Origin of the sequence: Amycolatopsis sp. TNS106 (assembly GCF_019330265.1) — a bacterium.
Taxonomy (GTDB): domain Bacteria; phylum Actinomycetota; class Actinomycetes; order Mycobacteriales; family Pseudonocardiaceae; genus Amycolatopsis; species Amycolatopsis lurida.
The window spans coordinates 7,495,969-7,511,438 of sequence record NZ_CP024972.1; the positions used below are offsets into that span (position 1 = coordinate 7,495,969).

Here is a 15,470-nt window from a genome sequence, read left to right on the forward strand (position 1 = left end):
CGGCAACCCTGTGCGGGCATGGAGCGTCCTAAGCTGGACCAAGGGAAAAACCGCCGGAAACGGCCTCGACGAGCGAGGGGAGCAGGGTCCATGGGACTAGCGAGCGCGCTGCTTTCGTTCGCGCACAGCCTGTTCGGACCAGGGATCTGGCCTGGGGACTGGGTGTGGGCGACGAGCACCGCGGGAGCGCTGGTCGCGCTGCTGCCCGCACTGGGAGCGATGGTCGTCGCGATCATCCGCAAAGGCACCGGCAACCGCTACGACGTGGTGACCCTGTCCATCTTCGGCGGGATCGGCGTCGTCGCCGTCTTCCTGCTGCCGTGGCTGCTGGCCACCGGGGTTTCGCAGACGTACCAGGAGGCCGCGTCCAAATCGGGCGGTAAGTCCGGCTTCTCCAGCAGTGACCTGGCGACCTTCAACGCCGACTACAGCCCGCTGATCGGGAAGCAGAGCGAGTACCTCGGCCGAGGCCAGAACGTGTACGAGGTCCTGTTCTACCCGAACGGGATGCAGCTCAGTTACATCTTCTACCTGATCCTCCTGGTCGGGCTGCCGGCGCTGTCGCTGCTGTTCGTGATGCTGCAGGCGCGCACCGCGTTCCGTCGCGGCCCCAAGTGGCCCTCGCGGTTCTTCTGGATCCCGTTCGTGCTGATGGTGCTGGCGAGTGTCGGCATGGGCGCGAACACGGCCGTGCACTTCTGGCTCGGGTTCCTGCCGTTCAGCGTGCTGGGCCTGATCCCGGTCGCGCTCGTCGGCCCGCCGCCGTGGTCGGTGATCAACCGGCCCGACCCGCAGCCCAGGCAGAAGATCGAGCCGTACCGCCCGGAGCCGCCCGCCCCGAAACCGCAGCCGCAACTACCGCCCCCGCCCGCCAAGCAGTATCCGGCGACCGCGCTGGCACAGGCGCCCGAACCGCCCGCGCTGGCCGCGGTCCCGGGCCCGATCCCGCCGCCCCCGGGTTCCCGCAACTCCGGCGGCAGCCGCTACAAGCGCGTCCGCCGGCTCGGTCACGGTGGCTTCGGCACCGTGTGGGAAGCGGTCGACACCCAGCTCAACCGCACGGTCGCGCTGAAGATCGCGCACGCGCCGGACCGGGACACCGAAGAGCGCATGCAGCGCGAGGCCAGGGCACTGGCCGTGGTGAACCACCCCAACTGCGTGAAGGTGTACGACCTGGTCGAGGAACCCGACGGGCTCGCGCTGGTCATGGAGTACCTCGAAGGGCGCTCGCTGGCCGAGATCGTCGACTCGCAGGGTCCGCTCGACGACATCGCCGCCGGACGGCTCTGGTCGACCATGGCCGGCGCGCTCGCCGCGGCGCACGAGAAGGGTGTGCTGCACCGGGACCTCAAGCCGTCGAACATCATCCTCGACCGCAACGGGCTCGCCCACCTCATCGACTTTGGCATCGCCCGCAGCCAGGGCGACTCGAAGATGACCGCGACCGGGATGATGATCGGCACGCCGGACTTCGTCGCTCCCGAGCAGGCGATGGGCTCTCCGGCCAGCCCGGCTTCGGACGCTTGGCAGCTCGCCGCGACGGTCAGCTACGCGCTCTCGGGCCAGCCTCCGCGCGGCACCCGGGAGACCCCGATGGCCGCGCTGATGGCCGCCGCCCGCGCCGAACCGGTGTCGAAGCTGCCGAACCGCAGCGCGCACGCGCGCATCCTCATCGCGTCGCTCGACCAGGAGCCCCGCCGCCGTCCGACGCTCACCGCCGTGCGCCGTGACGTCGAAGGCTGGCTCGCGCGCGCGGGCAAGTCGCCGGACGGCCCGGTGACGCAGATCGTGCCGCGCCGCCCCCCGCAGTCGCAACCGCAGCCCCACCAGCAGCCGCAGAAGCAGGCCCAGCCCCAGCGTCACCCGCGCTGACCTGCGGAGAGAGAGCAAGGGACCTTTGCTCGCGTTAGTTAGCGTACTAACGAACGCGAGCAAAGGTCCCTTGCTCTCTCTCAGTCGATGATGACCCAGGTCCCGCCCCGCCAGCCCATGGTGAAGATCTTGGGATCCCCGTCCATGATCGTTGCCTTCGGCGCGATCGCGTTGGGCGGGATGGTCACCTGGTCGGGCCCCTTGCTCTTCACCTTCGCGCGGTCGACCCGGGTGGCTTTCAGGTTCTTCAGATCCGCGGGCGTGAACATCTCGAACAGCATCGGCGTGAGGCTGCGGCACTCCTTCATCCCGCCGTCGTAGGCGGGCGCCGAAATCCGGCACACGGTATCCAGGTCTTTGGCGCCCAGCGCGTGATGGAACTCCTCCATCACGGCGGCGGCGCCGTCCGGCGTATGCGCCACAGCCCCGCCGGTGGCGGGCTTGCTGACTGTCGCGGCGGTCGCCGAAGGTGCGGTAGCGCTGGCAGGTGTAGTCGACGTAGGCGCGCTCGAGCTGCTGTTCGGTGCTTCGGAAGTGCTCGGAACGGCCGAAGTCTGCGGCGACGCGGCGCCCGGCGTCTGCTCCTCACATCCCGCGATCAAGAACAACGCCGCGGCCGCGCAGGCCGCTCCGAGCGGTCGGATCGTCATGATGCCCCCTGTCGTACTACTGTTGACCAGGGAAGAGTAACAACTCGGACGTAAGTGTCACATCCGAAACCGCAAAATCAGGAGTCCCCGGTGATCAAGGCCAGCATCGACACGGACAAGATGAGCTGAGCGGAGACACAGGTCCGCGGCATCGCTTCCTTCTTCTTGCCCACGAAGTCGACCTGTACGACCTGGCCGTTGCTCAGCTGGACACTCAGGGCGCAGGCCTCCGCGGTCTGCTCGAACCTGGCCTTCAAGGTGCCGAACTGCCCGTTCCGGACTTCCGCGCCCGCTTTCGGCGGCACGGCTTCGAGGCCGCCTGTGCCGTTCGTGTACATGCCTACGGCCTTCGCGTACGGGACTTCGTGGGTGCAGGTCGGTCCCAGCGGCCCTTCGCCCTTCTGGGCGCCTTCGCGGCCCGCGTTGACTCCGGCGTAATTCGCGTGAGTGAACTTGACGACTTCGCAGACGTCCGCGTTCTTCAACGCTTCGGCCGGAGGCTCCTGAACGGTGCTAGGCGCCGGTGTGCCGCCTGCGAGCGGGACGAACTTCTTCAGCACCACTTCGGCGACCTTCTTCGCCAACTCGCAGTGTTCCGCGCGAGTGCCGCCTTCGTCATTGTCGACGTCGTAGGCGTCGACGGCGATCGAGGCGTAGGCGCGGACGTCCATGTTGACCGAACAGAACGTCGCGGGTTCCGGATCGAAAGCGTAGGTCCGGCCCTTGATCCCGGCGATCTCCACCGGCTCCATCACCGGGGAGTCCTGGGTGATCCAGCTGTACGGACTGTAGGCGTGCACCTGCGCGCCCTTGTTGTTCGGGAACACGAACTGGCAACCGCTGAGCGTGCCCTTGGTACTGACCAGGCCGAGCGGTTGCAGATCGGGTTTGATCGACTCCAGCCAATCGCAGCCTTCCTCGCCCTGTTCCACAGGCAGGGCCAGCGGCTGGTCGAGCACCTGATCACTGAAACCCGACCCGTCGGCGGGCGGGGTGTAGCGCGGAAACTTCGTATCGCTCGCACCCGGTGCCGAGCCTTCGCGGAAAGCCTTTCCGTCGATGGCGCTGGAACACCCGGTGAGCAGCAGGGCAACGGCCACGAAAACCGGCCAACGAGACATGACGACCCCCAGAAATCCTCAATTCGGACGGGAGTCTAAGTCGCTTCCGGGCGTCTCGCTGGATCTTCGCTCAACCGGGCGAGGTCACTTCCAGGACGGAAGCCACAACTCCGCGTTCCAGTGATCGTTGGTGATCGCGTTGCCGTTGAGAATCGGCCACAACCAGGCGAAATTGGCCACGACGAGACCCACGTAGAGCGCGACGACGAGCATGCCGGTGCCCCGTCGTTCGAAACCGCGTTTCGCGCTGCCGAGGATCTGCCCGAGGACCAGCGTCAACCCGAGTACCAGGAACGGCGCCAGCGGCGTCGCGTAGAAGTAGTACATCTGGCGGTCGAGGTTGGTGAACCACGGCAGGAACCCGGCGAGGTAACCGACGAGCACGGCTGCGTAGCGCCAGTCCGCGCGGAAGACCGACCGCCACACGCTCCAGCCGAGCATCGGCAGGGCCAGCCACCACATGGCGGGCGTGCCGATCAGCATCGTCGCCCGCACGCAGGTCGACTCGCCGCAGCCGGTGGCGTCGGTACCGCCCGCGTACGCGTAGAGCATCGGCCGCAGGCCCATCGGCCAGGTCCACGGCTTCGACTCCCACGGATGCGGCTTGTCCTTGGGCGTCACCAGGTTCGCGTGGAAATCGAGGACGTTCATCGTGTAGTTGCCGAGCGACCGCAACGCGGGCGGCATCCAGGCCCAGAAACCGGGATCGATGTCCTTGATCGCCACGTAGTTGCGGTCGGTCGCGGTCTCGCTCGCGAACCAGGCCCAGTAGCAGGCGAGGTACACCAGGATCGGGATGACGACGATCGCCCACAGCGCGGGCAGCACGTCGCGGCGCAACGTGCCGACCCAAGGCCGCTGCACCCCGGCGGCCCGCCGCGCGGCGACGTCGAAGAAAACGGTGAGCAGACCGAACGCGGCGATGTAGTAGAGCGCCGACCACTTGACGCCGAAGGTCAGCCCGATCATCAGGCCGCCGGCGAACCGCCACCACCGGAAACCCAGCTTCGGCCCGAACCGGGACTCGTCGATCCAGCCTTCGCGGACGGCCACGGCGAGCCGCTGCCGCACCTGGTCCCGGTCGCACAGCACGCAGGCGAACGCGGCGAGGACGAACAGCGCGATGAAGATGTCGAGCATCCCCATCCGGGACTGCAGGTGCAGGACGCCGTCGCTGATCACCAGGATTCCCGCGACCGCGCCGAGCAGGGTCGAGCGGGTGAGGCGCCGCGCGATCCGGATCGTGAGGAACACGATCAGCGTGCCCGCCAGCGCTGGCATGATCCGCCAGCCCCACGCGTTGTAGCCGAACAGCCATTCGCCGATCGCGATGAGATGCTTCGCCAGCGGCGGGTGGACGATCAGCTCGTAGCCGTAGTTGTCCTCGTAACCGCCGTTGCGCAGCATCTGCCACGCCTGAGGGACGTAGTGCTTCTCGTCGAAGACGGGCGTGCCCTTGTCCGTGGGCGTTCCCAGGTTCTGGATCCGGACGATGCCGCCGATGAGCGTCAGCACCAGCGTGACGACCCAGCCGCGCAGGCGATCGGTCGGCATGCCGCGGCCGAGGAGGGTGGCCTCCCGGTCACTCGGTGGCCTGAGCGCGTCGACCGGATCCGGCCGCACGCTCTCGTTGTCCCGGGTCAGCAGTGCGGTCACGGGGCATGATCCTACGGGCGGAAGAGTGAACTCGGTGTCCGGATCTGCGAACCGGTTAACCTTCGGGAATGACCGAAGGACGCCTCGTGCTGGCAGCCACCCCGCTCGGAGACGTCCGTGACGCTTCGCCGCGCCTGTCCGAAGCCCTCGCGACGGCCGACGTGATCGCCGCCGAAGACACCCGGCGCCTGCGCTCCCTCACCGCGGCACTCGACGTTTCGCCGGTCGGGCGCGTCGTCAGCTTCTACGAGGACGTCGAGACGGCTCGTCTGCCGAAACTGCTCGAATCGCTCCAGTCGGGCGAAACGGTCGTCCTGGTGACCGACGCCGGCATGCCGAGTGTTTCGGATCCCGGATTCCGCCTGGTGGCGGCCTGTGTCGAGGCGGACGTGCCGGTGACCTGCCTGCCCGGCCCGTCGGCGGTGACCACGGCCTTGGCGCTGTCCGGCCTGCCTTGCGACCGTTTCTGTTTCGAAGGGTTCGCTCCGCGCAAGCCCGGCGAACGCGCGAAATGGCTCGGTTCGCTGAAGGACGAGCCCCGTACGGCCGTGTTCTTCGAATCTCCGCACCGTCTCGCGAGCACGCTCGCCGACGCCGCCGAAGTCCTGGGGTCCGACCGTCGTGCCGCCGTCTGCCGCGAACTGACCAAAACCTACGAAGAGGTCAAACGGGGCACTCTGCCGGAGTTGGCGGCCTGGGCCGCCGACGGGGTCAGGGGCGAGATCACCGTCGTTCTGTCGGGTGCGCCGCCGCGTTCGGTGAGCGTCGAGGACCTCGTCTCGGAAGTCTCGTCGCGGGTCGCGGCCGGTGAACGCCTCAAGTCCGCCGCCGCCGAAGTCGCCGAAGCGACCGGTGTGTCGAAGAAGGAGCTCTACGACGCAGTGCTCGCGTCCCGTAAGAGCTAGGAGAGCAAGGCCGTCGCGGCCGCGTGCGCCTTCCCTGCATCGGGCTCCGCGCCGGTGATGACGTCCGTATAGATGAAGGACTCGCCGATCCGCACGAGCAGGTAGGCGAGGTCCTCGACCGGCAGCGGCGGGGTGAGCCGGCCCGCCATGACCTCCTCGTCGAGGAACTCGCGCATTTTCGCGATCGCGCGACTCTGCACCACGCTGGCCTTCGTCGTCAGGATCCGCAGCGCCCGCTCGGGCTCGGTGCGCAGGAACTGCCGGAACGGTTTCGAGCCGTTCACGGTCCGGACGAAGGTGCCGACGAGGTCGGCGATCCCTTCCGCGCCGCGGCCGAGTTTGCCGGAAGCCCGCGCTTCGAAGACCTCGACGGTCATCGACCACAGGATCTCGCCGAGCAGCTGGTCCCGGCCGCCGACCCACCGGTGCAGGGTGGCCCGGCTGATCCCCAGCTCACCGGCGAGTTCGCCCATGTCCACCCGGCGCCCTTCCAGAAACCGGGCGCGCGCGATCGTGAACGCGCGCAGGGCGTCCGGGCGCGGCGAGGTCAGCTGGCGTTCGAGTGCGGTTTCGATGAGTGAAACATATCACGACATGTCTCATCGATGAGACATATGCGAGAATGTCTTACCTCTCGACGAGGAGGATGCGGATGCGCGCAGTACAGGTGACCGAGTTCGGCGGACCCGAGGTGCTCAACCTCGTCGATCTTCCCGATCCCGTCCCGGGCCCAGGTCAGCAGCTGGTCGAGGTCGACCGGATCGGCATCAACTACGCCGATACGCACCAAGCCGAGAACTCGTACCTCGCGCCGAGCAAGCTCCCGCTCGTCCCCGGCGGCGAGATCGTCGGCCGCACCGCGGACGGCAAGCGTGTCGTCGCGCTGCTCAACGGTGGCGGCGGCTACGCCGAGCGAGCGGTGGCCGACGAGGTCACCAGTTTCGGCGTCCCGGACGGTGTCGACGATTTGACCGCGCTGTCCTTCATCGTCCAGGGCACCACCGCCTCACTCCTGCTGCGCAAGAGCGCCCACCTCGAACCCGGCGAATCCGTCGTCGTGCACGCGGCCGCGGGAGGAGTCGGCTCCATCGCGGTACAACTTGCGAAGGCCTGGGGAGCGGGCCGGGTCATCGCGACCGCCAGCAGCGACGAGAAGCGTGCCCTCGCCCTCGAACTCGGCGCCGACGTCGCCATCGATTCGCGCGCCGAGAACATGACGGACGCCCTTCGCGAGGCGAACGGCGGCAAGCGCGTCGACATCGTGCTCGACATGACCGGCGGCACGGTCACGGACCAGAGCATCGCGGCCCTCGCGCCGTTCGGCCGCCTCGCGTTCTACGGGATGGCCAGCCGCGAGAACCCGAAGCCGATCGAAGCCCGCAACCTTCTCGGGCACAGCACCACCGTCGCCGGGATGTGGTTGCCGCACGCCTTCAAGCTCCCCGGAAACGTCTTCGGGCGTGCGCTCGACGAGCTTTTCGAGCTGGCACTCGCCGGCCGCGTCCGCGCCATCGCCGGCGGCGAGTACGCGCTGTCCGACGCGCGCGCCGCGCACGAGGCCCTGCGCTCGCGCGGCACGATGGGCAAGTTGCTGCTGGACCCCACCAAGTAGGTCAGCCGAGCAGGCGCTCCAGCGGAGCGGACTTGTGCAGGCATTCCTGCCATTCCGCTTCGCTGTCGGAGTCGGCGGTGATCCCACCGCCGACTCCCAGCGCGATCGTGCCTTCGTGGATTTCGAAGGTTCTGATCGCGACGTTCAATTCAAGCCCGGCGATCGGCGATGCGAGCCCGATCGCGCCGGTGTAGACGCCGCGCGCGGCCGGCTCCAGCTCGGCGATCAGATCCAGCGCGCGGATCTTCGGCGCGCCCGTGACCGAGCCTGGCGGGAAGGTGGCCGCCAGCAGTGCCGCGTCGTCGATCCCGTCGGCGAGCGATCCCTCCACAGTGGACTCAAGATGCCAGACGCCCGGCGCGGGCCGGACCGCGAGAAGTTCGGGCACCCGTACGGTGCCGGTGGCGCATACCCGCCCGAGATCGTTGCGGACGAGATCGGTGATCATCACGTTCTCGGCGACGTCTTTGGTGGATTCCCGCAGTCGCTGCGCGAGATGCGCGTCAGCGGCGTTCCGCCGCGGCAGCGTGCCCTTGATCGGGGTCGACCGGACCTGCCGCCCATGTCTGGCAAGGAAAAGCTCGGGGGAGAACGACACGACCGAGCCCCAGCCGCCGCTGAGGAACGCCGCCCGGCGTGCTCCAAGGCGACGCGCGCCCTCGGCGAACAACGCGATCGGGTCGCCGGCGAACTTTCCGCCGAAGCGAGCGCAGATGTTCGCCTGGAACAGCTCGCCGGCCTCGATGGCGTGCACACAGGCTTTGACCGCGTCGTAGTGCTCCGACGGAAGCGGGCGCGACAACGGACCGGAACTCCAAGTCGTCGCTTCGGGAACCTCGGCGAGCGCGGATTCCACCGCGGCCACTTCGCCAACCGGATCCGGGGTCCCCTCGTGAACCAAGGCTTCGAACCACCACGAGCCGTCGGCGTCCAGCCGGAGAACCCGATCGACCCAGCCCCACGCGGCCGGAGGAAGCGCCCCGGATCGGCCAGAAGGATCGGTCAGGTCGTAACCCAGGTAACCGAACCAGCCGCCCCCGACCGCGCCGGGTACCGCATCTCGAACCTCGGGCAGCCGAGTGGGGATCGCGAACGCTTCCGCCACGTCCCGGACAGGAGCCAGGGAAGCGTTGAGCGCGATGACCGCGCGCGACGAGAACCACTCTCCGCACAGCGCGGCGGGCGGTGCGAGCCCGAGCTTTTCGGCGCGTACACCGAGGACCGCCAGCGCCCGTTCGGGCCCGACGTCCGTCCGCAGCCTCCGGCACATCAACCGCACGCGACATTGTCACCGTCCGGGCGGCCGGAAACGCAACCCGCGCCGGTCGGAAAGTGAGATCCGCGACCATGCGGTGACATCGTGCACACCCGCCGTCACGCAGTGGGCACTACAGAAGCACATCCGTGAGTTTGAACGGGTAGACCACGGCGTCCTGCGCGATCGGCCCGTCCACCCCGGGCAACCCGGTACCGAAACCGTGCTGATGCAGGCCCAATCGCGAGTGGAACCATCCCGGCCGTCCCGGGATTTCGTTGTGCCTGACCAGCCACAAGACCACTTCGCTGTCCGCCCACTTGTCCGGGTGCAAGCGGTTCGTCCAGCAGTCGAGCCCCGCGTACACCAGCACGCGTTCGACACGCGCCGCGTTCCGGACGTGCTTGATCCACGCCTTGATGAACCGGTCGTCGACGCTCGGTGCCTCCACCTCCAGCGCGGGCGCGAGAGAACCGGGCGCGAAGGCGCCGAGCGCGCTCGCCGTCCGCACGAAATGGTCGGCCTGGTCGTGGACGGCGCCGGGACGGGCGTAATGCCGTGCGCCGGTGTGGATACCCGCGTGCTGCGCGCCGGTCAGATTGCGTTCCGCCGCGACGTCCCGCCAGTTGGTGTTTTCGGTGACGGTGACCGAAGCGAACCGGATGTCGGCACCACGCACCGCCGCCCAGTCCGTCACCGTCTCGCGGTGGGACAGGGTGACGCCGTGCTCACCTTCCGGATCGATCGAACTCACCTGCCTCGAATTTCGCCCCAGAACGATCGAAAGGTCACCCTACGTCCGCGGAGCGGCCGCAAGGTGACCTTTCGGTTCAGCGTGTCTCAGGCGTTTTCGCGTTGGAACGTCCGCGAGCCCCACCAGATGGCCAGAACGGCCATGACCAGCACCACGACACTCCCGGTGAACAAGGCGTCCATCGAGAAGTCACCGCGGAAACTGTTCCGCTCGACATCCACCACGTGCCGGAACGGATTGATACGGGAAATCGTGTACAGCCACTCCGGTGCCGAGCCCGCGGTGATCGGGATCAGGATTCCGGAAAGCAGCAGCAGGGGCATGAGAACCGCGTTGAGCAGAGCCGGGAAGGAGTCTTCGCTCTTGAGGGTCAACGCCAGCGCGTACGAGCACGACGCCAACGTGATCGCCAAAAGGAAGACGATCGCCAGGCAGAGCACGACACCACCGAACGGCGCGTTCAGGTCGAAGACCAGATACGCCAGCGCGATGATGAGCAGGGCCTGGACGATCGTCTGCAGCGCGTTGGCGAGCACCTTGCCCAGCAACAGCGCCACCCGGCTCACCGGTGTGACCCGCATCCGCTCGACCACGCCCATGCGGTACTCCGCGAGGAGCCCGAACCCGACGAAAGAGCTGCCGAACAGCGCGAGCTGCGCGATGATCGCCGGGGTGAAGATCATCCAGCCGTCCACATCGGACAGGCCTTGCGCGTTGAGCGACTTCACCAGAAGCGGCCCGAAGAAGAACAAGTAGAGCAGCGGCTGCATCACGCCGATGGCCAGCCACGTCGGGTTGCGCAACGCCGCGAGCATGTCGCGGCGGAAGATCAACCAGGTGTCATGCAACATGCGTGGCCTCCTTCTCGGCTGCGGGGTCGGCTGATGCGCCTTCTTCGGCGTCGCGCAGGCTCCTGCCCGTCAGCGTCAGGAAGACGTCGTCCAGCGTCGGCCGGTGCACCTGCATGGACGCCATCGCGATGCCACGCGCGTCCAGCGCCCGAAGCAGTTCGGGCATCGCGGTGTCGCCTCGCGGGACGCGGAACCGCACGGTGCCGTCGGTGACGGTCAGCTCGTGCGCCCCTTCGAGACGGCCCGCGACCTCCGCGGTCTCGGCCGCCGACTCCGGTGAGACCCCGATGACGACGCTGTCGCCGGAAACCCGCGCCTTCAACGAGTCCGGTGTGCCCTCGGCGACGATCTTCCCGTCGTCGATGACGATCAGCCGGTCCGAGAGCGCGTCGGCCTCGTCGAGGTAGTGCGTGGTCAGGAAGACCGTGACGCCCTGCTCGTCGCGCAGCCGCCGGATGTGGTCCCAGAGGTTCGCCCGGCTCTGCGGGTCGAGCCCGGTCGAGGGTTCGTCGAGGAAGACGAGACCGGGTGAGTGGATCAGCCCGAGCGCGATGTCGAGCCGGCGGCGCTGCCCGCCCGACAAGGTCGCGGTCATCCGCTGGTCGAGCCCGGCCAGGTCCAGTTGCTCGGCGAGGACGGCCCCGCGTGCGAGCGCGTCCGCCTTGCCCATCCGGTACAGCCTGCCCTGGAACTCGATCTCCTCGATGACCTTGCTCGCCGGCGCGGTGCCGCCGCCCTGGGCGACATAACCGATTCGCCGACGCACCCCCAGCGGGTCGGCGAGCAGATCGCAGCCGCCGACCGTCGCCTCGCCGGCGGTGGGCTTGAGCAGCGTCGTCAGCATGCGCAGGGTCGTGGTCTTCCCCGCGCCGTTCGGTCCGAGGAAGCCGACCAGTTCCCCGGCCGACACGTCGAGATCGACGCCTTTGACGGCGTGGACCTCGCCCCCATTGCGGCCCTTGCGGCGGAAACGCCGCTCAAGGCCGCGTGCCTTGATCATGTCTACTCCTTTCGGGCGCCCATCTAGTCAAGTTTGACTAGCGGCAGGACGCACTGTGCCCTAGAAGTCGTTCCATAGTCAAATTTGATTACTCGGGCGGTGCGCCGAACACGGCTTCGTCGTCTCCGCCTTCGCCCGCCATCACGTACTCGCCGGCTTCCAGACGGCCGATCAGGTCCCGCATCCAGGTCACGTTCGCTTCCGCGTGCGCGCTCCACAGGCGGTACAGCTCGCTCACGTGTGGCGGTTTCCCCAGGTCGACGGCGTGTTCGCGGGCGTAATGAGTCGACTGGGCGTGCGCTTCCATGTTCGCCAACTGCTGCTTCAGCAGAGCCAGTACCTGCGCGCGCGGAAGGGTCGGCATGAAAGTGACCGCCGCCGACAGCGAGTACCCGGTCGCGTCGTCGCTCGACAACGCCCTCCCTAGCTGTACGAGGAACTCGGTCTCGCCGTCTTCGGTCAGCCTGTAGGCGACACGATCGGGCCCGCTGCCCGGCTCGGCGTCCTCGACCTGTTCCAGGAGGCCCTCGGTGGTCATCTTCTTCAGTGCGTGATAGATCGAACCCGGCTGGACATTGCCCCACTTGTCCGCCGCCCACGAAAGAAGCTCGCGCCGGACCTGGTAGCCGTGTGCCTTCCCGTACATGCGCACGACACCCAGCACCAGCAGACGCGTGGCGGACACCGAGGCCTCCGATCCTCTCCCGGACAACAATGCCTTGGACGACGTCCGTAGGCTAAACAAGCATGAGCACCCCAGTGTTGACTGCGGTGGCCTGGCCCTACGCCAACGGCCCCCGCCACATCGGCCACGTGTCCGGATTCGGCGTCCCGTCCGACGTCTTCTCCCGCTACCAGCGAATGGCCGGCAACCGGGTGCTCATGGTGTCCGGTACCGACGAACACGGCACCCCGATCACCGTCCAGGCCGATAAAGAAGGCATGACCTCCCAGCAGACGGCCGACAAGTACACCCGTCAGATCGGCCAGGACCTGCAGGGCCTGGGCCTCACCTACGACCTGTTCACCCGCACCACCACGGGCAACCACGCCGAGGTCACGCAGCAGATCTTCCTCGCGCTGCACCGCAACGGCTATGTCGTCCCCAAGACGACCCGGGGCGCGATCAGCCCTTCGACCGGCCGCACCTTGCCCGACCGGTACATCGAAGGCACCTGCCCGATCTGCGGCTACGACGGTGCCCGCGGCGACCAGTGCGACAACTGCGGCAACCAGCTCGACGCCGCCGAACTGATCAACCCCAAGTCCCGGATCAACGGTGAAACGCCGAAGTTCGTCGAGACCGAGCACTACTTCCTCGATCTGACGGCGTTCGTCGAAACGCTGGGCAAATGGCTGTCCAGCAAGACCGACTGGCGTCCGAACGTTCTCAACTTCACGAAGAACCTGATCGACGACATGCGGCCGCGGCCGATCACCCGCGATCTCGACTGGGGCGTGAAGATCCCGCTGGACGGCTGGCGCGACCAGCCGCTCAAGCGCTTCTACGTCTGGTTCGACGCGGTCATCGGCTACTTCTCGGCTAGCGTCGAGTGGGCGCGCCGGTCCGGTAACCCGGACGCCTGGCAGGAGTGGTGGAACAACCCGGACGCCCGCTCCTACTACTTCATGGGCAAGGACAACATCACCTTCCATGCCCAGATCTGGCCCGCTCTGCTCTTCGGCCACAACGGCGAGGGTGATCGAGGCGGCGTGTCAGGCAAGTACGGCAAGCTGCACCTGCCCGACGAGATCGTTTCCAGCGAGTTCCTCACCATGAGCGGCTCGAAGTTCTCGACCTCGCGCGGCACGGTCATCTACGTCCACGACTTCCTTCGCGACTTCGGCCCGGACACGCTGCGGTACTTCATCTCGGTCGCGGGCCCCGAGACCCAGGACACCGACTTCACCTGGGACGAGTTCGTCCGCCGGACCAACTTCGAACTGGCGAACGAGTGGGGCAACCTCGTCAACAGGTCCATCTCCATGGCCCACAAGAACGTCGGCGCGATTCCGCGTCCCGACGCTCCCACGGCCGCCGATGAGGAGCTCAAGGAGCTCTCCCGCAAGGCGTTCGACACCGCCGGCGCCCACTTGCAGCGGTCCCGGTTCAAGGCCGCGGCGAGCGAGGCAATGCGCGTCGTCACCGCCGCGAACCGGTACCTGTCGGACCAGGAGCCCTGGAAGCTGAAGGACGACCCCGCCCGGCGTGACAGCGTTCTGCACACCGCTCTGCAGGTCGTCTCGGACGCCAACACGTTGCTGACCCCCTTCCTGCCCCACTCGGCGCAGAAGGTGCACGAGGCGCTCGGCGGCACCGGTGTCTGGGCGGCCCAGCCCGAACTGCAGGAAGTCGAGGACCTCGACATCCCCGGCCGGATCAACCCCATCATCACCGGGGACTACAAGACCGAGCAGGCGCGCTGGAAGTCCGTGCCGATCGAGGTCGGCAAGCCGCTGGAGAAGCCGACCCCGTTGTTCGCCAAGCTGGACCCCGAACTCGGCGAGACCGGCCCCGAATGGGCGCCGATCTCGAAGTGATCAGCTGATGGGTGCGGAGAAGAAGGAACTGCCACCGATCCCGGACAGGTTGCCGGTATCGGTGGTGGACGCGCATACCCACCTCGACGCGTGCGGCGCGGTCACCGCGGCTGATGTGTCAGCCATGGTCGACCGCGCCGAACGCGCCGGCGTTTCGCGGGTGATCACCGTCGCGGACGATCTCGCGTCCGCTCGCTGGGCCGCGCAAGCGTCCACTTGGGACCCGCGGGTCTGGGCCGCCGTCGCGATCCATCCCACGCGCACCAAGGATTTCGGCGAGCCCGAGAAATCCGAAGTGGAGAGTCTCGCCAGAGAGTCCAGAGTGGTCGCGGTCGGCGAGACCGGCCTCGACTACTACTGGGACTACTCGCCCCACGACGCTCAGCAGGACGCTTTCCGATGGCATATCGATCTCGCCAAGCGGATCGGCAAACCGCTGATGATCCACGATCGGGACGCCCACGACGACGTCCTCCGAATCCTCGAGGAAGAGGGAGCGCCCGAACAGGTCGTCTTCCACTGCTTCTCCGGTGACGAGCACATAGCGCGCCGGTGCGTCGACGCGGGATACGTGCTTTCGTTCGCCGGCACGGTCAGCTTCCGCAACGCCCGCGGGCTCCACGAGGCGGCACGGATCGTTCCGGCGGACCAGTACCTCGTCGAGACGGACGCTCCGTTCCTGACCCCGCATCCGTTCCGTGGGCGCCCGAACGAGCCCTACTGCGCCGCCTACACGGTCCGACACCTCGCTTCGCTCAGGGGCGAGGCGGTACACGAGGTGGCCGAATCGGTGCGAACGACCGCTGAGCGGGTCTTCGGTTTGCCGACAGTCACCACCGGTTGAACGGATTGCGACATTAGTGATCAGCAGTGGTCCACTCTGATGAGTGACCAACGTCACGACACTCCGGGCGGTGTTTGCGCAACCCGGCGAGGTTCGTTACTGTCCCGTGATCGTGCCGGTCGGTACCCGCTCATGCGGTTTCCGGCTGTTACGCCCACAGTCACGTCAGTGCACGTCGGGGAAGCGGAACCAGGAGAGGTACGGCCTGGAACCGTGACGATGGCGCTGGCTGCGGGTGTCGGACTTCTAGAGGTGTGCCGAAGTGCGCATCGAGACGAAGGACGTAGTGGAGTGGTTGTCGAGCTCCTCGACGTCTTGGGAAAGGGAACGACCCAGTGACTGGTAGCAGTAGGCAGGATGGCTCGCGCCTCGGCGCAGAGACGAACACCTTCGCTTCCGCCGGTTCGGT

Annotated in this window: 14 protein-coding genes; 5 read left to right on the plus strand and 9 right to left on the minus strand. The window is 67.5% G+C overall.

What is annotated here, in order from left to right; translation table 11 throughout:
- Positions 1–90 precede the first annotated feature (90 nt).
- The gene (locus tag CVV72_RS34635) at positions 91–1,872 is read left to right on the plus strand and encodes a serine/threonine-protein kinase (protein ID WP_219148265.1); all 1,782 of its coding nucleotides are present in this window, start codon (positions 91–93) and stop codon (positions 1,870–1,872) included.
- An 80-nt stretch (positions 1,873–1,952) separates the two neighbouring features.
- Here CVV72_RS34635 and CVV72_RS41800 read toward each other — a convergent pair whose 3' ends face one another.
- The 3 genes from CVV72_RS41800 to CVV72_RS34650 all read right to left on the minus strand — a co-directional run bounded on the left by CVV72_RS41800 (position 1,953) and on the right by CVV72_RS34650 (position 5,299).
- Positions 1,953–2,522, minus strand: a complete 570-nt coding sequence (locus tag CVV72_RS41800; RefSeq protein WP_255632358.1) for a hypothetical protein — start codon at positions 2,520–2,522, stop codon at positions 1,953–1,955.
- A gap of 77 nt (positions 2,523–2,599) precedes the next feature.
- The gene (locus CVV72_RS34645; RefSeq protein WP_219148267.1) at positions 2,600–3,643 is read right to left on the minus strand and encodes a DUF3558 domain-containing protein; all 1,044 of its coding nucleotides are present in this window, start codon (positions 3,641–3,643) and stop codon (positions 2,600–2,602) included.
- Positions 3,644–3,727: 84 nt separating this feature from the next.
- Complete coding sequence (locus CVV72_RS34650; RefSeq protein WP_219148269.1) at positions 3,728–5,299, minus strand: dolichyl-phosphate-mannose--protein mannosyltransferase; 1,572 nt, start codon at positions 5,297–5,299, stop codon at positions 3,728–3,730.
- 68 nt (positions 5,300–5,367) lie between these two features.
- Between CVV72_RS34650 and rsmI the strand changes: the two genes are divergently transcribed.
- Positions 5,368–6,204, plus strand: a complete 837-nt coding sequence (gene rsmI / locus CVV72_RS34655) for a 16S rRNA (cytidine(1402)-2'-O)-methyltransferase (RefSeq protein ID WP_219148270.1) — start codon at positions 5,368–5,370, stop codon at positions 6,202–6,204.
- Here the strand turns inward: rsmI and CVV72_RS34660 are convergent.
- Positions 6,201–6,677: a QsdR family transcriptional regulator gene (locus CVV72_RS34660; RefSeq protein ID WP_255632812.1), complete on the minus strand. Its 477-nt coding sequence runs from the start codon at positions 6,675–6,677 to the stop codon at positions 6,201–6,203. The two genes, rsmI and CVV72_RS34660, sit on opposite strands and share 4 nt — an antisense overlap.
- 179 nt (positions 6,678–6,856) lie before the next feature.
- Between CVV72_RS34660 and CVV72_RS34665 the strand changes: the two genes are divergently transcribed.
- Positions 6,857–7,816 carry a zinc-binding dehydrogenase gene (locus CVV72_RS34665; RefSeq protein WP_219148271.1) on the plus strand — a complete coding sequence of 320 codons (960 nt, stop codon included), beginning with the start codon at positions 6,857–6,859 and terminating at the stop codon, positions 7,814–7,816.
- 1 nt (position 7,817) lies between these two features.
- Here the strand turns inward: CVV72_RS34665 and CVV72_RS34670 are convergent, their stop codons facing one another.
- The 5 genes from CVV72_RS34670 to CVV72_RS34690 all read right to left on the minus strand — a co-directional run bounded on the left by CVV72_RS34670 (position 7,818) and on the right by CVV72_RS34690 (position 12,361).
- On the minus strand, positions 7,818–9,095 hold the full coding sequence (locus CVV72_RS34670) for an aminodeoxychorismate synthase component I (protein ID WP_219148272.1): 1,278 nt from the start codon (positions 9,093–9,095) through the stop codon (positions 7,818–7,820).
- A gap of 109 nt (positions 9,096–9,204) precedes the next feature.
- The gene (locus tag CVV72_RS34675) at positions 9,205–9,825 is read right to left on the minus strand and encodes a glycoside hydrolase family 25 protein (protein ID WP_219148273.1); all 621 of its coding nucleotides are present in this window, start codon (positions 9,823–9,825) and stop codon (positions 9,205–9,207) included.
- 86 nt (positions 9,826–9,911) lie between these two features.
- Positions 9,912–10,676, minus strand: a complete 765-nt coding sequence (locus tag CVV72_RS34680) for an ABC transporter permease (RefSeq protein WP_126736485.1) — start codon at positions 10,674–10,676, stop codon at positions 9,912–9,914.
- A complete protein-coding gene (locus CVV72_RS34685; RefSeq protein ID WP_219148274.1) occupies positions 10,666–11,676 on the minus strand; it encodes an ATP-binding cassette domain-containing protein in 1,011 nt (336 codons plus the stop codon). Before CVV72_RS34685 ends, CVV72_RS34680 begins: the two co-directional genes overlap by 11 nt.
- An 88-nt stretch (positions 11,677–11,764) precedes the next feature.
- Entirely contained in the window at positions 11,765–12,361 is a 597-nt protein-coding gene (locus CVV72_RS34690) for a PadR family transcriptional regulator (protein ID WP_219148275.1), read from the minus strand.
- A 62-nt stretch (positions 12,362–12,423) separates the two neighbouring features.
- On the opposite strand from CVV72_RS34690, the gene metG reads away from it, so the two are divergent.
- Together metG and CVV72_RS34700 are read left to right on the plus strand one after the other, a co-directional pair.
- A complete protein-coding gene (metG, locus tag CVV72_RS34695) occupies positions 12,424–14,217 on the plus strand; it encodes a methionine--tRNA ligase (RefSeq protein WP_219148277.1) in 1,794 nt (597 codons plus the stop codon).
- Positions 14,218–14,224: 7 nt separating this feature from the next.
- Positions 14,225–15,061, plus strand: coding sequence for a TatD family hydrolase (locus CVV72_RS34700; protein ID WP_034305634.1), 837 nt, complete (start codon positions 14,225–14,227; stop codon positions 15,059–15,061).
- Positions 15,062–15,470 lie beyond the last annotated feature (409 nt).